Annotated in this window: 21 protein-coding genes; 3 read left to right on the forward strand and 18 right to left on the reverse strand. The window is 71.6% G+C overall.

The features are described 5' to 3' along the window. Positions 1-6: 6 nt before the first annotated feature. From BKA14_RS27110 to BKA14_RS27140, 7 genes are all read right to left on the reverse strand, one after another. Positions 7-1,581, reverse strand: coding sequence for a molybdopterin-dependent oxidoreductase (locus BKA14_RS27110; RefSeq protein ID WP_438861949.1), 1,575 nt, complete (start codon positions 1,579-1,581; stop codon positions 7-9). A gap of 236 nt (positions 1,582-1,817) precedes the next feature. Then, complete coding sequence (locus BKA14_RS27115) at positions 1,818-2,996, reverse strand: ROK family transcriptional regulator (RefSeq protein ID WP_184953666.1); 1,179 nt, start codon at positions 2,994-2,996, stop codon at positions 1,818-1,820. A 34-nt stretch (positions 2,997-3,030) separates the two neighbouring features. Continuing rightward, positions 3,031-4,287: a sugar ABC transporter permease gene (locus BKA14_RS27120; protein WP_184953667.1), complete on the reverse strand. Its 1,257-nt coding sequence runs from the start codon at positions 4,285-4,287 to the stop codon at positions 3,031-3,033. Continuing rightward, positions 4,284-5,102: an ATP-binding cassette domain-containing protein gene (locus tag BKA14_RS27125; RefSeq protein ID WP_184953668.1), complete on the reverse strand. Its 819-nt coding sequence runs from the start codon at positions 5,100-5,102 to the stop codon at positions 4,284-4,286. The genes BKA14_RS27120 and BKA14_RS27125 overlap by 4 nt, the downstream gene beginning before the upstream one ends. Positions 5,103-5,267: 165 nt before the next feature. Beyond that, on the reverse strand, positions 5,268-6,380 hold the full coding sequence (locus tag BKA14_RS27130; RefSeq protein ID WP_184953669.1) for a sugar ABC transporter substrate-binding protein: 1,113 nt from the start codon (positions 6,378-6,380) through the stop codon (positions 5,268-5,270). Positions 6,381-6,757: 377 nt separating this feature from the next. Beyond that, complete coding sequence (gene ybaK / locus BKA14_RS27135; protein ID WP_184953670.1) at positions 6,758-7,243, reverse strand: Cys-tRNA(Pro) deacylase; 486 nt, start codon at positions 7,241-7,243, stop codon at positions 6,758-6,760. Positions 7,244-7,348: 105 nt separating this feature from the next. Next, positions 7,349-8,530 carry a class I SAM-dependent methyltransferase gene (locus tag BKA14_RS27140; RefSeq protein WP_239093540.1) on the reverse strand — a complete coding sequence of 394 codons (1,182 nt, stop codon included), beginning with the start codon at positions 8,528-8,530 and terminating at the stop codon, positions 7,349-7,351. Positions 8,531-8,764: 234 nt separating this feature from the next. Between BKA14_RS27140 and groES the strand changes: the two genes are divergently transcribed. The 3 genes from groES to BKA14_RS27155 all read left to right on the forward strand — a co-directional run bounded on the left by groES (position 8,765) and on the right by BKA14_RS27155 (position 11,534). Beyond that, positions 8,765-9,073: a co-chaperone GroES gene (gene groES, locus BKA14_RS27145; RefSeq protein ID WP_015619077.1), complete on the forward strand. Its 309-nt coding sequence runs from the start codon at positions 8,765-8,767 to the stop codon at positions 9,071-9,073. A gap of 71 nt (positions 9,074-9,144) precedes the next feature. Further along, positions 9,145-10,794: a chaperonin GroEL gene (groL, locus tag BKA14_RS27150; RefSeq protein WP_184953671.1), complete on the forward strand. Its 1,650-nt coding sequence runs from the start codon at positions 9,145-9,147 to the stop codon at positions 10,792-10,794. A 455-nt stretch (positions 10,795-11,249) separates the two neighbouring features. Continuing rightward, positions 11,250-11,534, forward strand: a complete 285-nt coding sequence (locus BKA14_RS27155; protein WP_184953672.1) for a DUF1707 SHOCT-like domain-containing protein — start codon at positions 11,250-11,252, stop codon at positions 11,532-11,534. 270 nt (positions 11,535-11,804) lie between these two features. Here BKA14_RS27155 and BKA14_RS27160 read toward each other — a convergent pair whose 3' ends face one another. From BKA14_RS27160 to BKA14_RS27210, 11 genes are read right to left on the reverse strand one after another with little or no spacing between them, the layout of a single operon-like run. After that, entirely contained in the window at positions 11,805-13,583 is a 1,779-nt protein-coding gene (locus BKA14_RS27160; protein ID WP_184953673.1) for an ABC transporter ATP-binding protein, read from the reverse strand. Next, entirely contained in the window at positions 13,580-15,271 is a 1,692-nt protein-coding gene (locus tag BKA14_RS27165; RefSeq protein WP_184953674.1) for an ABC transporter ATP-binding protein, read from the reverse strand. The genes BKA14_RS27160 and BKA14_RS27165 overlap by 4 nt, the downstream gene beginning before the upstream one ends. A 50-nt stretch (positions 15,272-15,321) precedes the next feature. Beyond that, positions 15,322-15,576 (reverse strand): hypothetical protein, encoded by a 255-nt coding sequence (locus BKA14_RS27170; protein ID WP_184953675.1) that lies wholly within the window; start codon positions 15,574-15,576, stop codon positions 15,322-15,324. A 9-nt stretch (positions 15,577-15,585) separates the two neighbouring features. Next, on the reverse strand, positions 15,586-16,638 hold the full coding sequence (gene tsaD, locus BKA14_RS27175) for a tRNA (adenosine(37)-N6)-threonylcarbamoyltransferase complex transferase subunit TsaD (protein WP_184953676.1): 1,053 nt from the start codon (positions 16,636-16,638) through the stop codon (positions 15,586-15,588). Then, positions 16,631-17,068 (reverse strand): ribosomal protein S18-alanine N-acetyltransferase, encoded by a 438-nt coding sequence (rimI, locus tag BKA14_RS27180; protein ID WP_184953677.1) that lies wholly within the window; start codon positions 17,066-17,068, stop codon positions 16,631-16,633. Before rimI ends, tsaD begins: the two co-directional genes overlap by 8 nt. Beyond that, a complete protein-coding gene (gene tsaB, locus BKA14_RS27185; RefSeq protein ID WP_184953678.1) occupies positions 17,068-17,973 on the reverse strand; it encodes a tRNA (adenosine(37)-N6)-threonylcarbamoyltransferase complex dimerization subunit type 1 TsaB in 906 nt (301 codons plus the stop codon). Before tsaB ends, rimI begins: the two co-directional genes overlap by 1 nt. Positions 17,974-17,982: 9 nt before the next feature. Continuing rightward, positions 17,983-18,666, reverse strand: a complete 684-nt coding sequence (ung, locus tag BKA14_RS27190; RefSeq protein WP_184953679.1) for a uracil-DNA glycosylase — start codon at positions 18,664-18,666, stop codon at positions 17,983-17,985. Continuing rightward, positions 18,663-19,133, reverse strand: coding sequence for a tRNA (adenosine(37)-N6)-threonylcarbamoyltransferase complex ATPase subunit type 1 TsaE (gene tsaE / locus BKA14_RS27195; protein WP_184953680.1), 471 nt, complete (start codon positions 19,131-19,133; stop codon positions 18,663-18,665). Before tsaE ends, ung begins: the two co-directional genes overlap by 4 nt. Further along, entirely contained in the window at positions 19,130-20,200 is a 1,071-nt protein-coding gene (locus BKA14_RS27200; RefSeq protein ID WP_184953681.1) for an alpha/beta fold hydrolase, read from the reverse strand. Before BKA14_RS27200 ends, tsaE begins: the two co-directional genes overlap by 4 nt. Continuing rightward, on the reverse strand, positions 20,197-21,315 hold the full coding sequence (gene alr / locus BKA14_RS27205) for an alanine racemase (protein ID WP_184953682.1): 1,119 nt from the start codon (positions 21,313-21,315) through the stop codon (positions 20,197-20,199). Before alr ends, BKA14_RS27200 begins: the two co-directional genes overlap by 4 nt. Before the next feature lie 10 nt (positions 21,316-21,325). Further along, on the reverse strand, positions 21,326-22,780 hold the full coding sequence (locus BKA14_RS27210) for an NAD(P)H-hydrate dehydratase (protein ID WP_184953683.1): 1,455 nt from the start codon (positions 22,778-22,780) through the stop codon (positions 21,326-21,328). Between the last annotated feature and the right edge of the window lie 46 nt (positions 22,781-22,826).

Here is a 22,826-nt window from a genome sequence, read left to right on the forward strand (position 1 = left end):
CTGATGTCAGTTCTCGATGCCCACCCGGATCTGATGCCACCCGGACGCCCCGTCGGGCGCGGGCGGAGCCGGAGTGCTCGTCTGCGTCACCCCTTGGCCGTCGGTCGCCCGCACCCGGAGTGAGTGCTCCCCCGGGGTAGCCGGCCACGACCAGCTCCACTGACGCCACGTGTCGCTCGAAACCGTCGCGGCCAGAGTCGCCTCGGCCCATTCGCCGTCGTCGACCTGAACCTCGACCTTCGTGATCCCGCGATGCTGGGCCCATGCCACGCCGCCCACCACGACCGGCCCGGCCGGGCGTTTGCCCCCGTCGCGCGGCGTGTCGATCCGGGCCGCGGTCTTGATCGGGGCCTGCGCCGCCCAGCCTCGGGGCACCCAGTAGGCGTCGAAGTCGGAGAAACGGCTGAGCTCGATCTCGGTGATCCACTTGCAGGCGCTGACGTAGCCGTACAGACCGGGCACCACCATCCGTACGGGGAAACCGTGGCTGACCGGCAGCGGCTCGCCGTTCATGCCGACCGCGAGCAGCGCGTCCCGCCCGTCCATCAGCACCGAGGTCGGGCTGCCGCAGGTCCAGCCGTCGACCGACCGCTGCACCACCTGGTCGGCGCCGGGCAGTGGCCCCGCCTCCTCCAGCAGCTCGCGGATCGGCGTGCCGAGCCAGAGCGCGTTGCCGATCAGATCGCCCCCGACCTCGTTGGAGACGCAGGCCAGCGTCACGTAGCGCTCGATCATCGGCCGTTGCAGCAGCTGCTCCCAGGTGATGGTGATCGGGTTACGCACCATCCCGTGAATCCGCAACTGCCAGTTCGCCGGGTCGATCCGCGGCGGGATGAGCGCCGTGTCGATCCGGTAGAAGTCCTTGTTGGGCGAGATGTACGGCGTCGCCCCCGGCACCTGCGCTCCGGCGGGCACCGGCGGCGCGTTCTGCCGGGCCGCCGGCAGCACCACCTGGCTGCGGGCCGTGGTCACCGCCTGCCGCGACGTCCACCAGCGCCCGGCCAGCCCCGACACGGCCGCCGCCCCCGCGGCCAGCCCCAGACTCTTCAGGAAACCCCGGCGACCTTCCCCGTACGGGTCCCGACCGGCCTCGGCGCCTTCGCGCGCCGGGTCGTCCGCCCGCTGCGGGATGGCCCCGGTGGTGGCGCCGGGGCCCACCCCGGCCCCGGCCCGGACCGCCGCCGGGACCGTGGTGCGTTCCCCGGCCCGGACACGGTGGCCGGCCCGCAGGGTCAATGCCGCCGCGGGCACCCCGGCCTGTTCCAGCAGCTGCCGCAGCACCCACACGGCCAGCGCAGCCCCGGCCACCGTGGGCAGCCAGGCGAACACCCCGGCGTCGTGCCGGGTCATCGCGGCCAGCACGCCGACCAGTGCGAACAGCCCGATCCCGCCCACCGCGAGCCGCCACGACCGCAGCGCGGCCACACCCACCCCGTACGCGTAGGCCGCCAGCAGGATCGACGTGCCCACGATCAGGGCCGTCTTGTCGTGCACGCCGAAGACCCGTACGCCGAAGTCCTTGACCGGCGCGGGCACGTTGTCGACCACCACGCCACCCACGGCGATCAGCGGCGCCGACAACGGGCCGGTCAGAACGGCGACCACCTCGGCGGCCCCCACGGCAACCGCGGCCGCCGCCACACCGGACAACCCGGCGCGTACCGAAAGCTTCACGATCCCATCGTGCTCCGCGCCGGGCCGAACGACGACGGCCCGGGCCGTGCCGTAAGGAAGCCGTAACCGGCGACGAGGCCGTTCCGCGGCGGCGGGAACGGCCTCGTCGGCAGTCGTGGGCGGGCTGGCCCTCGTACGGGAAGTCAGTTGATCAGGGGGTCTTTCAGGAGGTGCTCGAAGGCCAGCTCGCCCGCGCCGATCAGGGCCGCGTCGTCGCCCAGTTCCGGGGTGCGCAGGCGGATGTGCTCGCGGCACGCCGGCAGGCCGATCGCGTTCAGGCGGCTGCGGATCTGCGCCGCGGCCACCAGGTACACGTCGCGCAGGGTGCCGCCGAAGATCACGGCCTCGGGGTTGAAGATGTTGACCAGGTTGCCGACGCCGAAGCCGATCCACTCGCCGACCTGACGCACGGCGAACTGGGCCTGGCTGTCGCCACGCATGGCCGCGTCAACGACGCCCAGCACCGCCTCGCGCCCGCTCTGATCGCCCCGCCCGGCGTGCTTGAGCAGGGCGTACTCGCCGATCTCGGTCTCCCAGCAGCCGCGCGAGCCGCAACTGCACTCGCGGCCGTACGGGTTGACGACCATATGACCGACCTCGCCGCCGTACCCGCCGTGCCCGGCCACCCGGCGGCCGTCGGCGATGATGCCGGCGCCCACCCCGACGTCGCCGTACAGGTAGATGACGTTGTCGCAGCCCGCGGCCGCGCCCCGGCTGTGTTCGACCAGGGCCGACACGTCGGCGTGGTTGCCCAGGGTGAGCCGGCCGGCGTCACCGAGTTCGGCGCGGAGCGCTGCGCCTACCGGCTCCTCGACCCAGCCGATGGTGGGGGCCAGGCGCACCACGCCGTCGGCGCGGCGCACCATTCCCGCGACCGCCACGCCGGTGCCGACGTAACGGGTGTCGTCGGGCACGCCGGCCCGCATCTCGTGGACGAACTCCGCCAGCGGCTGCACCGCGTCGAGCACCTGCATGCCGCGCGGCCGGTCGGTCTCACGGCGGTCCAGGATGCGCCCGCCCAGCCCGACACGAGCCGCCCGCAGGCGGTCCACCTCGATGCTCAGGGCCCACGAATACACCCGGGACGACTCGGGCCGGACGACCAGCGACGGTCGTCCGGCCCGGCCGGTCTCTCGTGGTGCCGCCTCGCTGACCAGCCCTGCGGTGGTCAGGTCGGCGGTCAGGGCCCCGATGGTGCTCCGGTTCAGACCGAGCCGGTTGGTGAGTTCGGCCCGCGACGTCGCCCCGTGTACGTGTACGTACCGGAGCAGCGTCCCGAGATTGTGCCGGCGCACCTCCTCCTGGCTGGGGCCGGCCCGCATCAGCGTGCCGTCCCCGGTTCCAGGCGGATCGTGTTCATCGGTTGCCGGTAGCGGCCGCTCTGCGCCGGGCCAAGGCGTCGACGCTCGCGGCGACCAGCAGGATCAGACCGGTCACGATGAACTTGGTGCCGGAGTTGAAGCCCATCAGCGTCATGCCGTTGTCGATCACGGCGATCACCGCGCCGCCGATCACCGCGTTGATCACCTTGCCCTTGCCACCGAAGAGGCTGGTGCCACCGATGACGGCCGCGCCCACCGAGTACAGCAGGATGTTGCTGCCACCGGTGTTCGGGTCGACCGAGCTGGCCCGGCTGACGGCCATGATGCCGCCGATCGCGGCCATGAACGAGCCGATGACGAAGACCGAGATGCGGATCCGGTCGACCGGGATACCGGCGCGACGGGCCGCCTCGGTGTTGCCACCGACCGCGTAGACGTGCCGGCCGTAGCTGGTGCGGCCCAGGACGAAGGTCCACAGCACCAGGAAGAAGCCGATGATCGGGACGACGATCGGCACGCCCTTGAGCGAGTTGATCGCCGGGTTGATCGCGCGCTCCTGGCAGAGGATCGCGGTCGCCACCAGCAGCAGCACCGCCAGACCGCCGATGCGCAGCAGCACGATGCCCAGAGGGTCGGTGACCAGGCCCCGCTTGGCCCGGCTCCGCATCTGGTTGAACTGCACCGCGGCGTAACCGACGACGGCGAGGATGGCCAGCAGCCAGCTCCACGTCACCGACAGGTTGTTGTTGTTGAGCGCGTTGAAGAACTCGTTACGGGTCGAGATGTTGGTGCCGCCGCCGAGCAGGACGAGCAGAACGCCCTGGAAGGCGAGGAACGCCGCCAGGGTGACCACGAACGACGGAATGCCCAGCTTGGCCACCAGGAAGCCCAGCACGAAGCCGATGACGATGCCGGTGACCAGCGCGACCGGGATGGCGGTGTACCAGTCCCAGCCGTGGTTGGTCAGCAGGATCGCGACGACCGCGCCGCACACACCGGAGGCGAAACCGGCGGAGAGGTCGATCTCGCCCAGCAGCAGGACGAAGATCAGGCCCATCGCGATGAAGACGACCTGCGCGCTCTGGTTGAACAGGTTCGCGAAGTTGAGGCCGCTGAAGAACGTGTCCCGGGCGATGCCGAAGATCAGGCTCAGGACGATCAGGCCCAGGATGGCGGGCAGGGTGCCGAGGTCGCCGCCGCGCACCCGGGCCCAGTAGTCGTTGATGTAGCTGGCGACGGTCGGCTTGACGACCTTGACGCCGCCGGCCGTGGTGGTCGTGGTGGTGGTCACTTGTCGCCTCCCGGCGTGATGTCGACGACGTCCCCGCCGAAGTCAGCTGCCGGCTTCTCGGGAGGCAGGCCGATGTTGCCGCTGCGGCCGCCGGTGATGAGCTCGACCACCTGCGAGTGGGTCACATCGGTGGTCTTGACCTGGGCCGCCATCCGGCCGAGGTAGAGCGCCGCGATCCGGTCGGAGACCGCGAACACGTCGTTCATGTTGTGCGAGATCAGCACGACGCCCAGGCCGTTGTCGGCCAGGCGGCGCACCAGCTCGAGCACCTGCGCGGTCTGCGCGACGCCGAGGGCGGCGGTCGGCTCGTCCAGGATCACGATCTTCGAGTTCCACAGCACGGCCTTGGCGATCGCCACGGTCTGTCGCTGCCCACCGGAAAGGCTGGCGACAAGCTGCCGCAGCGACTTCAAGGTGCGCACCGAGAGGCTGGCGAGGGCGTCGCCGGCCATCTGTTCCATGGTCGGCTCGTCGAGCACGATGCCGCGCTTCTTCTCGCGTCCGAGGAACATGTTCTGGACCACGTCCAGGTTGTCGCACAGTGCCAGGTCCTGGTAGACGACCTCGATGCCCAGCCCGGAGGCGTCGCTCGGGCTGTGGATCGCGACCTGGTTGCCTTCGAAGGTCACCGTGCCGGAGTCGATCTGATAGATGCCACTGATGCATTTGACCAGCGTCGACTTGCCGGCGCCGTTGTCGCCGACGAGAGCAGTGACCTCGCCGGGGTAGACGCTCAGGCCGACGTCATGCAGAACCTGAACGGGACCGAAGCCTTTGTTGATCCCGCTGAGTTCCAAGAGGGGTGTCGCGGCCACGGTGTTTCTCCTTCGCTAAGTGACCGGTTTGCCGCCCCCGGCGCGCGGCCGGGGACGGCAGGGTGGGGGGTAACCCAATTCCGGCGCCGCCCACGCCCCCGTTGACCAGGGGAATGAGCGGCGCCGTCGTCAGTTCGGGTCTAGCCCGTCATCAGTTGAGGATTCTCAGCTGATTCCCGCTTCGGTGCAGGCCTTGGCGAAGTCGGCGGTGCAGACCGCGTCCTTGGTCACGAAGCCGTCAGCGATGACGTCCTTGACGTTCTCCTTGGTGATCGACTGCGGGTCGAGCAGCACCGAGGGGACGTCCTTGCCCGACTCCGGGTCCTTGGTGGTACCGGTGGCCGTGGTCGGCTTCTGCTTCTTGGCCAGGGCGATCGCCAGCTCGGAAGCCGCGTCGGCCTCCTTCTTGATCGCCTTGTAGACCGTCATGCACTGGTCGCCGGCGAGGATGTTCTGCAGACCCTGAACGGTCGCGTCCTGGCCGGTGACCGGGACCTGGCCGTTGAGCTTGTTCTTCTTCAGCACCGAGATGGCCGCGTTGCCGAGACCGTCGTTCGCCGCCAGAACGCCCTTGATGTTCTTGTTCGAGGTCAGCATCTGCTCGAAGATGGTGCCGGCCTGCGCGTTGTCCCAGTCCGGAACGTCCTGGTTCGGGCCCTTCTGGAAGGTGCCGTCGGCGTACTTGGGGTCGAGGACGCTGTCGTAGCCCTGGGCGAACAGGGTGGCGTTGTTGTCGGTCGGGGAGCCGTTGAGCTCGGCGACGACCGGCTTCTGGTACTTCTTGTCCTCGAGGCACTTGACCAGGCCCTCGCCCTGGAGCTGGCCGACCTTCACGTTGTCGAAGGACACGTAGTAGTCGGCGCCGCCGCTCAGGGTCAGGCGGTCGTAGTCGATCGTCGCGATACCGGCCTTCTTGGCCTTCTCGAGGACGGCCTTACCGGTGCCGGAGTCCAGGTTGACGATCATGAGGACGCTGACGCCGCTCGAGATCATGCCGTCGGCGATGGTCTGGAACTGAGTCTTGTCACCCTGCGCGTTCTGGATCTCAACCTGAACGCCGGCCGCGTCGAACGCCGCCTTGAGGAACTTCGGGTCGTCGGTGCCCCACCGCTGCGAGCTCTTGGTGTCGGGCAGGATGATGCCGACCTTGCCCGCGGCGGAGTTGTCGCCGCTGGCGCCGCTGCCGGAGGGGGTGCCACTGTCGTCGCCGCCGCAGGCGGCGATGCTGCCGGTGGCCAGCAGGCTCACCGCGGCAAGGGCGAACATTCCCTTACGCATTCCTAGGTTTCCTTTCGGGTAAATCCGGGCCTTCATCGGATTTCGATGGTGTGCGCTGCGGGAGTGTCGCTCCCCGAGACGCCAGAGAGATCACATTGATCAGGAGCTAGTTTGTTGTGTCCGGCAACGTATTCCTGTTGCGGCCGGATACACAAGCGGTGTCACCGGCCGATCTCGTAACCCGGCATAACAATCCGGCAACACGGCAGTGATAGAGCGGGCTCGGCCGGGGTGGGCGGCCTGAATCGATCGCTGACGTGACTCACGTTGTGACGCTAAGTCAGGTAGCCGTCCGGTCTGCCCTCTTCTCGGGAGAAAGATCCCCGCGGCGCGTAACGTTGTCGTAACGGCTCGCAACCGATCGGAGATTTCTGACCTTATGTCCGAATTGTCGCCGTAACCGCTTCCGTGAGGCGGATGAGGTCGGCCGGCGCGAGGGCCACCTGAAGCCCGCGACGGCCCGCCGAGACATACATCCGATCGAGAGCAACAGCCGAGTCGTCGACGACAGTGGGCAGTTTCCTACGCTGCCCGAGCGGGCTGATCCCGCCTCGCACGTAACCACTGCTGCGCTCCGCGGCCGCGCGATCAGCAAGGTTTGCCCGTTTACCCCCGGCGGCGTGCGCGAGCGCCTTCAGATCCAGGTCACCGGTCACCGGCACGACGCCCACGACCAGCTCGCCGTCGACCTCCGCGATGAGCGTCTTGAAGACCCGCTCGGCCCCCACCCCGAGCGCCTCGGCCACGAGCGCGCCGTAGTTCGGCGCCTCCGGCGAGACCTCGTACGGATGCAGGGTGTGCTCCACCTTCTGTGCGGTGAGCAGCGCGGTGGCCGGGGTGCCGGCCGCGGCCTTCTTCGCCATGGCGCGCACGCTACTACCGCGCCCCGCTCCGCCTGCACCCTCCCGGCGCGTCCTCACCCCGGCCGGGCTTCACTCCGGCGCGCCTTCACTCCCGGCGCGTCGACCTCACGGCCGGCACAGGATCACCGTCGGGGCACCCGCCACCCGGGTCAGCACCATCGAAGCCGCCCCCGGGCCGGACAGTTTGAGATCGCGACGCAGCTGATCCGGCTCCAGGGCCGAGCCGCGCTTGCGGATCTCGAGCCGGCCCACACCACGCTCCCGCAGCAGGGCGCGCAGCCGCTTGAGCGAGAACCCGAGCACGTCAGTGATTTCCAACCTTCTCCCGTACGGGGTCAGGCGCGCGTCATCGGTGTAGACGTACGCGATGTCGGGGTCGGCCAGCCGCCCGCCGATGCTCTCGGCGAACTCGGCCACCAGATGGGACCGCACCACAGCGGGGTCAGGGTCGTACAGGAAAGCGCCGACACCACCCACGGGCGCCCGCAGCGTCCCGCTCCCGGTCAGCTCGACACCCCGTGCGCCGGACATTGCGGCGCTACCCGGCAGTAAAGTCGCGCGGCGCGGCGTCGCGGCGAGCGGCCCGCACCAGAACGCGGCCTCCACCAGGTCACCGCCCACACTCACCCACTCCCCCTCCGCGCCCGGCGGCAGCAAGTCGTGATCGATCCCCGGAGCCAGCTTGAGCACCGTACGGGGCACCCGGGCGGCCAGGCCCACGACGAAATCCCACGGCGGCGAGTAGGACTTCGGGTCGAAAACGCGCCCACGCCCGGCCTTCCGGCGCGCCGGATCGGCGAAAACGGCGTCAAATCCTTCCACCCGTACGGTCGTCGCGTCCGCGCATTCCACCCGGACCCGATCGCCCAGCCCCAGCGCCTCGACGTTGGCCGCGGCGAGCTCGGCCGTGACCGGGTCGGCGTCGACGGCGTACACCTCGATCCCGGCCCGCGCCGCGGCGATCGCGTCGGAACCCAGCCCGCAGCCGAGGTCGGCCAAGGTCTGCACGCCCGCCGCGGCCAGCCGGGCCGCCCGCCGGTTCGACACCACCGCCCGGGTCGCCTGTTCGAGACCGGCCCGCGTGAAGAACATCGACTCCGCGTCGGGGCCGAACTTGGCGGTCGCGCGGCGCCGCAGATCGACCTGCGTCAGCGCGGCCGCGGCCAGCTCGGGCGGCACCCCCCGCGAGCGCAGCGCGGACGCCGCGGCCAGCGGGTCCCCGGCGGCGATCTCGCTCGCCAGGGCCAGGGCGTTCACCCCTTCGGGGGTACGCAGTGAGGCGGTCACGCAGGCATTCTCCCCGGCCCCGTTTTGGTTGGCACTCTGGTTGACGGAGTGCTAGTTCCGGCCTAATCTCCGATTAGCACTCTCAACATGAGGGTGCCAGCCGCGAGCCCATCCGGGCCTGCGGCTTGGCACCAGGCGGACCGGCACCCGCGACGACGGCCCCGCCCGGTGGCATGAGGCATCAGTCCGGCCAGGCTTTCTGGTCGGCAAACCTGTACCCAGGAGGGTATGCCCGTGACTACCGCGACCAAGGTTGCGATCAAGCCGCTCGAGGACCGCATCGTGGTCCAGGCGAACGAGGCTGAGACGACCACGGCGTCGGGCATCGTGATCCCCGACACCGCCAAGGAGAAGCCGCAGGAGGGCACCGTCCTCGCTGTCGGCCCCGGCCGCATCGACGACAAGGGCAACCGCATCCCGGTTGACGTCAAGGTCGGCGAGACGGTCCTCTACTCGAAGTACGGCGGCACCGAGGTCAAGTACGCCGGCGAGGAGTACCTGGTGCTCTCCGCCCGCGACGTCCTCGCGGTCATCGAGAAGTGACCTACTGACAGTGCTGACCGCCCTGGCTCGTTCCTGACGGGCCAGGGCGTTGGTGCGTGAAGGGACCCCATATGGCGAAGATTCTCAGCTTCTCTGACGACGCCCGCCACCTGCTCGAGCACGGCGTCAACTCGCTCGCCGACACGGTCAAGGTCACCCTCGGCCCGCGTGGCCGCAACGTCGTCCTGGACAAGAAGTTCGGCGCGCCCACGATCACCAACGACGGTGTCACCATCGCCAAGGAGATCGAGCTCACCGACCCGTACCAGAACCTCGGTGCGCAGCTGGTCAAGGAGGTGGCGACCAAGACCAACGACGTCGCCGGCGACGGGACCACCACCGCCACCGTGCTGGCCCAGGCGCTCGTGCGCGAGGGCCTGCGCAACGTGACGGCGGGCGCCAACCCGATCGGCCTCAAGCGCGGCATGGACCAGGCCGCCGAGGTCGTCTCCAAGGCGCTGCTGGCCAAGGCCGTCGAGGTCGCCGACCACAAGGCGATCGCCAACGTGGCCACCATCTCGGCCCAGGACGCCACGATCGGCGAGCTCATCGCCGAGGCGATGGACCGGGTCGGCCGCGACGGTGTCATCACCGTCGAGGAGGGCTCGGCCATGGCCACCGAGCTCGACGTCACCGAAGGTCTGCAGTTCGACAAGGGCTTCATCTCGCCGAACTTCGTGACCGACGCCGAGTCGCAGGAAGCCGTCCTCGAGGACGCGCACATCCTGATCACGACCCAGAAGATCTCCAGCATCGAGGAAATGCTCCCGCTGCTGGAGAAGGTGCTGCAGTCCAGCAAGCCGCTGCTGATCATCGCGGAGGACGTCGAGGGCCAGGCCCTGTCCACGCTGGTGGTCAACGCGCTGCGCAAGACGCTGAAGGTGGCCGCCGTCAAGGCGCCTGGCTTCGGCGACCGCCGCAAGGCGATGCTGCAGGACCTGGCGATCGCCACCGGTGGCGAGCTGATCGCCCCCGAGCTGGGCTACAAGCTCGACCAGGTCACCCTCGACATGCTGGGCACCGCCCGGCGCGTCGTGGTCGACAAGGAGAACACCACGATCGTCGACGGCGGCGGCAAGTCCTCCGACGTCACCGACCGGGTCGCGCAGATCCGCAAGGAGATCGAGGCCTCCGACTCCGACTGGGACCGCGAGAAGCTCCAGGAGCGGCTGGCCAAGCTCTCCGGCGGCATCGCGGTGATCAAGGTCGGCGCCGCCACCGAGGTCGAGATGAAGGAGCGCAAGCACCGCATCGAGGACGCCATCGCGGCGACCAAGGCCGCGGTCGAGGAAGGCACCGTCCCCGGCGGCGGCGCCGCCCTGGCCCAGGTGGCCACGGAGCTCGACGGCGGTCTGGGCCTCACCGGCGAGGAGGCCATCGGCGTCACCATCGTCCGCAAGGCGCTGGTGGAGCCGCTGCGCTGGATCGCGCAGAACGCCGGCCACGACGGCTACGTCGTGGTGGGCAAGGTCGCCGAGCTGGGCTGGGGCCACGGCCTCAACGCGGCCACCGACGAATACGTCGACCTGGCCGCGGCCGGCATCATCGACCCGGTCAAGGTGACCCGCAACGCGGTCTCCAACGCCGTCTCGATCGCCGGTCTGCTCCTGACCACGGAAAGCCTCGTGGTCGACAAGCCGGCCGAGCCCGAGCCCGCCGCCGGCGGCGGCCACGGCCACAGCCACGGTGGTCACGGCCACCAGCACGGCCCCGGCTTCTGATTCACAGCCAGGAAGAAAGGCGCGTCCCCGTGCGGGGCGCGCCTTTCCGCTGTCCGGTCTCTTTCCTGCCTCCTCGCACAGCCGCCCACCCCGCGGCCCTCACCCGCGCCGACTCGCAGCCCTCATCCCACGCCGACTCGCAGCCCTCATCCCACGTCGACTCACGGCCCCTCATCCCGCGCCGACTCACGGCCCCTCATCCCACGGCGACTCACGGCCCCTCATCCCATGCCGACTCACGGCCCCTCATCCCACGGCGACTCACGGCCCCTCATCCCATGCCGACTCACGGCCCCTCATCCCACGGCGACTCACGGCCCCTCATCCCATGCCGACTCACGGCCCTTATCCCACGTCGACTCCGCCAGCCGTCCGGAGCGGACGTTCCGCGAGCGATGATTGCCCAGCACGACGTGCACCACCCCGGGGTCGCGTGGCGGCGGTAGAGTGCGGCCGTGGAAATCCGTGCTTCCGACGAAGATCGCGAGCGCACGGTGGCCGACCTCGAGCGGCACGCCGGCGCGGGCCGCCTCACGCTGGACGAGTTCGCCGAGCGCGCGAAGGTCGCTCACGGCGCGCGCACCCTGGACGAGCTGGCCGCCGTCGTGCACGACCTGCCCGCCGAGTCGGGCGCCGCCGCCAACACTCAGGAACCGAGCCGCGACCTGCTGATCCTCCTGGCGGTGGCCGCCGCCACGCTTGTCCTGCTCGGCTTCTTGATCGCGCTGATCCGCTCCTGATCCGCTCCCGACCCGCACCCAGCGCCTCCCAGCGCCCGCGCCCCGCACCCCAGCGCCTCCCCGCGCCGCGGCCCCGCACCCAGCGCCGCGCCCGCGCCCCGTACCCCAGCGCCTCCCCGCGCCGCGGCCCCGCACCCAGCGCCGCGCCCGCGCCCCAGCGCGTCCCCGCGCCGCGGCCCCGCGCCCCAGCGCCGCGCCCGCGCCCGCGCCCCAGCGCCTCCCCGCGCCGCGCCTCCTGCCCGGCTACCCTCAGCGCCCGCCTGCGGGATGTCAGCGGGTCGCCGGGGCCGGCTCGCCCGGGTCAGGGATGCGTTCGCCGTGCCAGGAGCGCCACAACGCCGCGTACGGGCCGTTGGCCGCCACCAGCTCGTCGTGCGAACCCAGCTCGGTGATGCGCCCGTCCTCGACCACCGCCACCCGGTCGGCGTCGTGGGCCGAGAACAGGCGGTGCGCGATCGCCACGACCGTGCGCCCGTGCAGCACGGCCGCCAGCGAACGTTCGAGATCGCGGGCGGCCCGCGGGTCGAGCAGCGACGTGGCCTCGTCGAGCACCAGCGTGTGCGGGTCGGCCAGCACCAGCCGGGCCAGCGCGAGCTGCTGCGCCTGCGCCGCCGTCAACGGGTGACCGCCCGCGCCGACGACCGTCTCGAGCCCCGCGGGCAGCGCGAGCGCCCACTCCAGCGCGTGCACGGCGGACAACGCCGACCGCACCTCGTCCTCCGCGGCGCCGGGCCGCACCATCGCGATGTTGTCGCGGACCGTCCCTATGAACACGTGATGTTCCTGCGTCACCAGCGCCACCTCGGTGCGCAGCCGGTCGAGCGGCAACTCGGGCAGCGGCACCCCGCCCACCGTGATCGTGCCGCCGGTCGGCTCATGCACGCCGGCCAACAGGCGGCCCAGTGTCGACTTGCCCGCGCCGGACGGCCCGACGACGGCGAGCCGCTCCCCCGGTTCGAGGGTCAGGTCGATGCCGTGCAGCACCTCCCGCCCGGCCACATAGGAGAAGCGCAGGTCGCGGACCTCGATGCGAGCCCCCTTCGGCTCGGCGGCGGTCGCGGCCGGGGCCTCGTCGTCGGCGGCCACGCCGAGCAGCCGGGCCAGCGAGGCCGCGCCGATCTGCACCTCGTCGAGCCAGCCGAGCAGCCGGTCGAGCGGGTCGATCAGCAACTGCACATAGATCACCGCGGCCGTCAGCTGGCCCAGCGACACCGTGCCGTGCAGATAGAGCCAGCCGCCGACGAGCAGGGTCGCGACCACCGGCAGCACATAGCTCACCTCGATGACGGGGAACCACACCGTACGGAGGAAGAGTGTGTATTTCTCGGCGGCCCACGACACACGCAGGTCGGCGTCGGAGCGATCGATCCGCTGTTGTTGGCGGCGCAGCGCGTCGACCGTGCGGGCGCCCTCGACCGTCTCGGCCAGCCCGTCGGTCACAGTGGAGTAGACCGCGTTCTGCCGCAGATAGCCCGCGGGGGCCCGGCGCAGATACCACCGCGTGCCCACCACGATGATGGGCACGGCGATGAGCAGCGGCAACGCGAGCAGCGGTCCGGTCAGCACGAGCGCGCCGACCACCAGGGCCACGGTGATCAGCGCGATCATCGTCTCGGGCACCGCGAGCCGCACACATCGCGACAGCGCGTCGACATCCCGGGTGGTCCGGGTCAGCAGGTCTCCGGAGCCCGCGCGCTCCACCGTGGACAACGGCAGTGCGAGCACCCGCTCGACGAACTCCTCGCGGAGCCGGGCCAGGATCCGCTCGCCGAGCTGGGCCGACGCCACATAGGCGAAGCGGACCAGCACCGCCTGCAGCACGACGAACCCGGCGATCATGGCGGCCAGCCGGTCGACCACGCCGATGCCCTCACCGTGCCGGATCGCCTCGACCAGATCGCCCAGCAGGCGCGGCCCGACCAGACCCGCGACGGCGGCCAGCACATGCAGCCCGATGGTCAGGCCGAGCGCTCGGGGATAGCGGCGCAGCAGGTCACGGGCGTAGCGCCGGACCTGGGCGGAGCCCGCGACGGGCAGCAAGGTGCTCATGCCGTCTCCTCCCGCAGCACCGTGCGGGCGTAAAGGGGCTCGTCGTGGAGCAGGTCGCGGTGGGTGCCGACGGACACGACGCGGCCCTGGTCGACGAAGACGACCTGGTCGGTGCGGTCGAGCACGAGCGGGCTGGACGTGCAGATCACCGTCGTGCGGCCGGCCCGGGCGCTCACCAGCCGGTCGGCGATGCGGGCCTCGCTGTGGGCGTCGACCGCGCTCGTGGGCTCGACCAGGATCAGCGTCTCGGGGTCGGCCACCAGCGCCCGGGCCAGCCGCAGGCGTTGCTGCTGACCGCCGGAGAACGTGCGACCGCGCTCGGCCACTTCGCTGTCGAGGCCGTCGTGCAGCGCCTCGACGATGTCGGTGGCCGCCGCGGTGTGCAGCGCGTCAGGGAGACGGCCGGTGCCGCCTGGGTCGAGGTCGGCGAGCAGCGGCCCGGTGAACAAGCGGGCGTCGTTGTCGGCGACCAGAATCCGCTCGCGCACGGCGGCCAGCTCGAACGAGCCCAGCGGCACCCCGTCGGCCAGCGCGCCGTCGGCATACCGCCCCAGCCGGTCGGCGATCGCGGCGGCCTCGGCGGGCACGGTGGCGACGATTGCCGTCGTGCGGCCGGGCCGGATCGTCACCCCGGACGCCGGGTCGGTCAGCGGGCCGCGCAACCGGTCGGCGCCGACCGGGGCCGCGGGGTCGGGCAGGTCGGTGCGCGCGCGGAGCATCGACACCACCCGCCGGGCCGAGACGTGGCCGCGGGTCAGCTTGTCGATCGCCTCGGTGAGCTGCCGCAACGGCGTGACCAGGAAGGCCGCGTACGCGTAGAAGGAGACCAGCTGGCCCACGGTGATGTGCCCGTCGAGCGCGAACCTGGCCCCCAGCCACGTGACCAGCACCAGGAAGATGCCCGGCAGCAGCACCTGGGCCGCCTCGAGGAGCGACTCGACCCGCGCCGTGCGCACCCCGGCCGCACGCAGCACCTGCGACTCCTCGCGGTAGCGCTCGCCCATGACTGCCTCGCCACCCACGCCGCGGAGCACCCGCAGGCCGCCCACCAGATCGGCCGCGCGCCCGGTGAGCAGCCCCTGCTGCTCGCGGGTGGCCTGCTGACGGCCGTGCAGGGGCCGGATGAGCAGGGCGACGATCGACATCAGCAGCGGCACACCCAGCACCACGACGAGGCCGAGCGGCACCGACGTGGTGAGCAGGATGACGGCGACGGTGACGACGGCCAGCAACGACCCGGTGCCGCGGGCGGTGATGTCGATCGCGGCGCCGATCTGCCGGATGTCGGCCGTGCCGATCGCGACGACCTCGCCGGTGTCGAGCCGCCGGGACAGCGCCGACCCCAGCCGGCTCGCCTTGCGCACCGTGATCTGGACCGTGCTGAACATGCCGCCCACGAAGTTGACCACTGCGAACCGGTGCCGCCCGATGCCGAACGCGGCCTGCCCGATGCCCGCCGCGAGCAGCGCCGAACTCCAGATGAGCAGGCCTCGGCGGTCGCTACCGGTGGCGGCGTCGATTGCCTTGCCGACGATGGCGGGAACGAAGGCCTGGCAGAGCATCCAGAGGATGGCCAGCACGATCGCCGCGTACACCGATCGCCGGTAACGGCTGATCAGCCAGCGTAGATATCGGACGGGTGAGCGGTCGTCGGGTGGGCCGGGATCGGCCTCGGGAAGGTTCCTCATCGCAGCCCCGACGTTACGACCGGGGTACGACAGTTTGCGACGCGTTTTCCTCAGCGGTCCACAGGTGTGAAGTCCCACACGTGGGGCGCGCGGGCGATCAGATGGGGCGGCGGCGCGGGCAGGTTTTCCGGGCTGTGGCGCCACTTCGAGATGACCACGATGCGGTTGTCGGTGGACGAGAACACGTCGCTCGACACGTGTTGCGGCAGCACTTCGACACGCGGCACCGCCACGTCGCACACCCACGACAGCAGCTCGTCGAAGCCGCTGAGCGAGGCGCGTATCTCCCACATCCGCGCGATCATGTTGGCTTCCTACCCCGCCACGCTGACCGCGGTCAATGGCATCGCCGAGTCTGCAGGCAGATCGAGACGACTCGGCGCCACCCCGGCCGCCACGAGCCGTGAGCCGAGCGCCGCCACCATCGCGCCGTTGTCGGTGCAGAGCGCCGGCCGGGGCACCCGCACCTCGATGCCGTGCTTGGCCGCGCGCTCCTCAGCCAGCACCCGCAGCCGCGAGTTGGCCGCCACGCCACCGCCGATGACCAAGGTCTGTACGCCGTTGGTCCGGCACGCCTCGATCGCCTTCGCGGTGAGCACGTCACACACCGCCTCCTGGAACGAGGCCGAGACGTCGGCGATCGGCACCGGTTCGCCGGCGCGTTCGCGCGCCTCGACCCAGCGGGCCACAGCCGTCTTGAGCCCGGAGAACGAGAAGTCGAAGCGGTGGGCGGCGAGGTCCTTGGGTGCGGTGAGACCGCGAGGGAACGCGATCGACGCCGGGTCCCCTTCCCTGGCCGTACGGTCGATGATCGGCCCACCGGGGAAGCCGAGCCCGAGCAGGCGCGCCACCTTGTCGAACGCCTCGCCGGCGGCGTCGTCGATGGTGGCCCCCAGCGGCGTGACCCCGTTGGTGAGGTCGTCGACCAGGAGCAACGACGAGTGTCCACCCGAGACCAGCATGGCGATCGCGGGTTCGGGCAGCGGGCCGTGTTCGAGCGTGTCGACGGCCACGTGCGCCGCCAAGTGGTTGACGCCGTAGACCGGCTTGTCGGCGGCCAACGCGTACCCTTTGGCCGCGGCCACCCCGACGAGCAGGGCCCCGGCCAGACCCGGTCCGCTGGTGACGGCGATCGCGTCGATGTCGGCCAGGGTGACCTTGGCCTCGTCGAGCGCGCGTTGCATGGTCGGCACGATCGCCTCCAGGTGGGCCCGGCTGGCCACCTCGGGCACGACGCCGCCGAACCGGGCATGCTGGTCCACACTGGACGCCAGCGCGTCGGCCAGCAGGGTGTGCCCGCGCACGATGCCGATGCCGGTCTCGTCGCAGGAGGTCTCGATCCCGAGGACCAGGGGCTCGTCAGCCATTGCGCATCATCACCAGGGCGTCCGTGTTGCTCGGTTGGTAATAGCCGCGCCGGATGCCGACGGGCTCGAAATCGTACGTGGCGTAGAGACGCTGGGCCGGCTCGTTGTCGACCGCCACCTCGAGCAGGGTCTGCTTGATGCCGAGCCGGTGGGCCTCGTCGAGCAACGCCTCGAGCAGCCTGCGCCCGGTGCCGCGGCGCTGGCCGGACTTGCGGACGGCGATGTTCTGCACCCACGCCTCGTCCACGGTGGCGGCCAGCCCGCCGTAGCCGAGCACCTCGTCCTCGTCACCGAGCGCGACGACGTAGAAGTTGCGCTGGGCGAGCTCGTTCCAGAACATCGCCGCCGTCCACTTCTCGTCACCGAACAGGTCTCGTTCCAACGGGACCACCTCGGCGATGTGCCACCAGCGGAAACGCTCGACCCGCATCAGGTCAGCACCGGTTTGCGGCCGGCCGGTTCGACGGCGTCCGGGCGGCGCAGATAGAGCGGGGTCAGGGCCTCGGTGGGCGCGCCCGCGCGGATACGCTCGGCGGCCAGCGCGACCAGGGCGGCGCCGGGCGGATAGAGCAGGTGCTCCTCGACCGGCACATTGAACAGGCCGCCGTACTTCAGGGCGCCCTCGCCCGCGGCCCGGTCGACCAGTCCGTCGACGCCCGCGGCCGGGGCCTCGGTCTGGCGGCCGGTCAGGTCGACCCCGTCGTCGCGGGCGGTGGCCTGGCCGATCAGGTCGGCCGCCTCGGCCCGGGCCAGCGCGGCGGCGACCCGGGCCGCGTCCACGCCGACCAGCGAGATCGCGGCCTCCAGGGTCTCGGACTCGGCCAGGGCGGCGGCGTCGGTGGCGGCGCTGTTGCGGGCGCGGCTGCGGGTCGGGGTGCCGGCGCGGACGATCGCGGCGGCCACGTCACCCGGACGGGCGACGTCGGGCCCCAGCACCCGGACGCCGTCGAGGTAGGTCGCGAAGTAGACCTCACGCCGCCGGGCGTCAGTGGCGATCAGTACCCGTCCCGGCCCGGCGGCCCGGCCCAGACCGTCGAGCGAGCAGACCCCGTACGTGGGGATGCCGAGCGCCTGCCCCATGCTCGCGGCCGTGACGAGGCCGACCCGCAGACCGGTGAACGGCCCCGGCCCGAGCCCGGCCACGATCGCGCCGAGGTCACGCGGGCCCACCCCCGACTCGGCCAGGGTGGCCTCGATCTCGGGGGCCAGCTTCTCCCCGTGCGCGCGGGGGTCGACGGTGCGCCGCTCGGCGAGGCCGCGAAGACCGTCGGCGGTCACTTCCACCAGCGCCGCGGTCGACGCGGGCGTTGCGGTGTCCAGAGCCAGTACCAGCACGTTTCGACCCTAACCCGCGGTGCGCGGATCCCAGTTGATGACCGGACGACCGCCGTCGGCGAGGGCCTTGTTGGCCGCGCTGAACGGACGGGCGCCGCGGAAGCCTTCGCGGTTGAGCGGGCTCGGGTGCCCCGCCTCGAGCACGACGTGGGCCGGGTTGGTGATCAGTGCCGCCTTCTTGCGTGCGTAACCGCCCCAGAGCAGAAACACCACCCGGTCGTCGCGGGCGTCGAGGGCCCGGATCGTGGCGTCGGTGAACGCCTCCCAGCCCTTGCCCGCGTGCGATGCGGCTGCCCCCGCCCGCACGGTCAGCACCGCGTTGAGCAGCAGCACACCCTGCCGCGCCCAGCCGGTGAGGTCGCCCGTGGCCGGCGGCGCGACCGCGACGTCCTCGGCCAGCTCCTTGAACACGTTACGCAGCGACGGCGGGATCTTCACACCTTCGCGCACGCTGAAACTGAGCCCGTGGGCCTGGCCCGGGCCGTGATACGGGTCCTGCCCCAGGATCAGCACCCGGGTCTGCTCGGGCAGGCACAGCCGGTACGCCGAGAAGAGGTCCTCGATCGGCGGATAGATCGTGTGGGTCGCGTATTCCGAGGCCACGAACTCGCCCAGCGCGGCCGTGGCCTTCTCGTCGAGAAAACCGGCAAGCTCGGCTCGCCACTCGGCCGGCAGCAACTCCGCCAGATTCAAGGTCTCTCCTCAAGTGTGTGCAGGCGCGCGATGCGCGCGGCCCAGTCTCCGCCGTACGGGATCAGCTCGGCCACCCGGGTGTCGTCCTCCAGGCGGTCGAGCCGCACCAGCAGATATTCGTCGTTGAGCTGCTCGACCAGGCCGGCGCCCCACTCGACGACGGTGACCGCGTCGTCGGCCGAGGCGTCCAGATCGAGGTCGTCGATCTCGGCCCGCGGGTCGGGGCTGTCACCCAGCCGGTACGCGTCGGCGTGCACCAGCGGGATCCGTCCTCGGTGGACGCGGGCGATCACGAAGGTCGGCGACGTGATCGCGTCGGTCACTCCGAGCCCGGCCCCGATGCCCTGCACCAGCGCGGTCTTGCCGGCACCGAGCGGGCCGGTGAGCAGCAGCAGATCACCCGGGCGCAGGACGGAGGCGAGCCGCCGCCCGAACGCGCGGGTGTCGTCCACCGTGGGCAGCTTCACGAGATCCGCTCCAGGAACGGCAGCAGCGCGGCGTTGACCTCGTCGGCCTTCTCCAGCATCACGACGTGACCGCTGTTGTCGACCTTGACGAGCTCGGCGTCGGGCAGGTGCCGCAGGATCTCCTCGGAATGGGTCACCGGGGTCAGATAGTCGCGTGTGCCCACGATCACCAGCACCGGGGTGCCGCGCAGGGCGGACAGGGCCGGGAAGCGGTTGTGAGTGTAGAGCGTGTGCAGGTATTTGGTCAGCGTCTCGACCGAGGTCTTGGAGTTCATGTTCTCCACGAAAGTGACCAACGACGGACTGGGCTTGGGTTCACCGAAGCCATACCGCCGGGTGAGCAGCCAGGCCAGGTCGGAGGAGACCACCCGGGCCCGGTCGATGGTGGTGCCGCCCAGATGGGCCGCCTTGCCCCAGAGCGGGAAGAACGGCGCGCTGGCCCGGGCCACCAGCGACGGCAGGCCCAGCTTGGTCTTGTCGATCAGACCGGCCGAGGTGGACATGAGCACCACACCGGTGACGCGCCGGCCGAACCACTCCGGATACTGCTCGGCGAACGCCATGATCGTCATGCCGCCCATGGAATGGCCGACCAGGATGATGTGCCCCTCGGGACACGTGCGGTCGAGCACCGCGGCCAGCGACTTGCCCAGCGCGGCGATGTCGTAGTCGCCGGAGTTGAGCCGGCTCGACCGGCCGTGACCGGGCTGGTCGCAGAAGACCAGACGGTGGTCGCCGCGTTCGGTGAGAGCTTTGCGCTGGAAGTAGAACGTGCCCATGTCGAGCGCGAAGCCGTGCACGAAGACGACCGTCGGCTTGTCGCTCTTCTCGCGCGGTTCGACGATCTCGACGTGCAGCTCGGTGCCGTCGGCCGCGGTGACGGTCACCTCCCGGTCGTACGGCTGGTCGCCGAACGGCTCGTCGGCGTGCGGGTCGCCGGGCGCGCTGATCGAGCGCCGCACCAGCACCCGCTCGACGGCGAACGCGGTGGCCAGGCCCGCGGCGAGCACACCGACGGCCGCGCCGGCGATGCCGACCTGCTTGGCTCGTTTGCCGGCCGGGCTCACGCGGCACCTCCGTCGTAGACCCGCGGGACCCGGGTGCTGCCGAACCGGGTCACGATCTCGTAGTTGATCGTGCCGACGACCTCGGCCCAGTCGTCGGCCGTGGGCCCGCCGTCGTCGCCCGGCCCGAACAGCGTGGCCACGTCACCGGACACCACCGGGTCGTCGCCGACGTCGAGGACGATCTGATCCATGCAGACCCGGCCGGCCACCGTACGCCGTCTGCCGCCGAGCTGCACCGGACCCGCGTTGGAGGCCGCGCGGGGCACCCCGTCGGCGTAGCCCAGCGGCACCAGCGCCAGGGTCGTCTCGCGCTCGGTGAAATAAGTGTGGCCGTAGGAGACGCCCTGGCCCGCCGGCACCCGCTTGGTCAGCGCGACCCGCGCCCGCGCCGTCATGGCCGGGCGCAACCCGAAGGTCTCACCGGCCACCGGGGACAGGCCGTAGACCGCGATGCCGGGACGCACCAGGTCGTAATGCGAGTCGGGGCGGGTCAGCGTGGCCGCCGAGTTGGCGATGTGCCGATAGCGCGGGGCGATGCCGAAACGCTCGGCGGTGGCCAGCCCTTCGGCGAAAACGGCCAACTGGTGGTCGATGGTCTCGTGACCGGGCTCGTCGGCGTAGACGAAGTGACTCCAGACGCCGACCACCTCGATGTCGCCGTCGGCCTGAGCCTTCGCGGCCGCCTCGAGCAGCGCGGGCCACTCGGCCGGGGTGGCGCCGCCACGGGACAGCCCCGTGTCGAGCTTGAGGTGGACCCGGGCCGTGCGCTCGGCGCGCCGGGCCGCCGTGACCAGCTCACCGAGCAGCTCGAGGCTGCCCGCGTTGAGGTCGATGCCGGCCGCCACGCCCTCGTGCAACGGCTGCCCGGGCGAATGCAACCAGGCCAGCACGGGCACCTCGAACCCGGCCCGGCGCAACGCCAGGCCCTCCTCGAGCGTCGCCACGCCCAGCCACGTCGCCCCGCCGGCGAGGGCGGCCCGCGCCGAGGGCAGCATGCCGTGCCCGTAGCCGTCGCCCTTGACGACGGCCATGACCTCGGCGGTCGTCCTGGCGCGCAGCAACGCGACGTTGTCCCGGATGGCGTCCAGATCGATCCGGACCTCGGCCTGCCACATGAATCCCAGCCTACTGACTGGTCAGGTCACGAACGGTGGGACGCAGAGCGGCGGCTATGTCGGGGGCGCTCACCGGGCCGTCCTGCGCGGCGCGGCGGCCGGCCAGACCGTGCGCGTACGCCGCCGCGACCGCGGCCCGCTCGGCCGGCAGCCCACCGGCCAGCAGCGACCCCAGCAGACCGGCCAGCACGTCGCCGCTGCCCGCCGTGGCCAGCGCGGACGTGCCCGTCGGATTGGCCCAGACCGCGCCGGCCGGGGTGGCCACGATCGTCCGGTCGCCCTTGAGCAGCACCACCGCGTTCATCCAGGAGGCCAGTTTGAGCGCCGCGCCGGCCCGGTCCGAACCGGGCGCCTCGCCGGCCAGCCGCTTGAACTCGCCGTCGTGCGGCGTGACCACCACCGGGGCGTCGCGGCGCAGATCCGTGGCGTGCTTGCCGTCGACCAGCAGGGTCAGCGCGTCGGCGTCGAGCACCACGGGCAGCGCGGTGGCCAGGACGCTGCGCAAGGTCGTGCGGGCCTGCTCGTCGGTGCCCAGGCCGGAACCGCACACCCAGGCCTGCACCCGCCCCGCGTTGGCCAGGCGAGGCACGGCCACCACCGAGGGATGCGCCCGCACCACCTCCTCATGGGCGCTGCCCACATAGCGCACCATGCCGGTCGGGCCGGCCAGGGCGCCGCCCACGCCGAGCAGGGCGGCCCCCGGGTAGGTCGCCGAGCCGGTGGCGATGCCGACCACGCCGCGGGTGTACTTGTCGGAAGTGGGGCCGGGATGCGGCCACCAGGCAGCGATGTCGGCGGAGCCGGGCACCGAGACGGCCGGATCGGCCCGCAGCACCGGCCCGAGACCGATGTCGACCAGCTCGACCTGGCCGCAGCGCACCGAGGCGGGGCCGACCACGTGGGCCGGCTTGAGGCAGCCGAAGGTGACCGTGACGTCGGCCGTGACCGCCGCCCCCGGCACATCGCCGGTGTCGACGGCCACCCCGCTCGGCACATCGACCGCCACCACCGCGGGCCGCGCCCCGTCGCGGCCGCGCAGCTCGCCCAGCCGCTCGGCCACAGCCGCCGCGGGCTTGCGCAGGCCACCGCTGGCCCCGATGCCGACGATGCCGTCGAGCACGAGGTCGGCCCGGTCGGGCAGCTCACGGACGGTGAAACCGCCCGCCGCACGCAGCGCCCGCAAACCCGCCAGGTGGACCCGGTCGGGCCGCATCAGCAGGGCCCGCACCTGGGCGCCGCGACGGGCCAGAGCCGCCCCGGCCAGCAGCGTGTCGCCACCGTTGTCGCCGCTGCCCACGAGCAGCACCACGCGCGCGCCGTAGACGCCGCCCGTGTCCTGCAGCAGCAACGCGCAACGGCGGGCCAGGCCCGCGGCGGCCCGCTGCATCAGCGTGCCCTCGGGCAGCGTCGCCATGAGAGCTTTCTCGGCCGCGCGCACATCCGCGACCCGCCATGCCTGCCGCATCGGTCCTCCACCCATCTCGTGTTGCCGACGGTTCTAGCGCAAGGCT

The organism is Paractinoplanes abujensis (genome assembly GCF_014204895.1).
GTDB classification, from domain to species: domain Bacteria; phylum Actinomycetota; class Actinomycetes; order Mycobacteriales; family Micromonosporaceae; genus Actinoplanes; species Actinoplanes abujensis.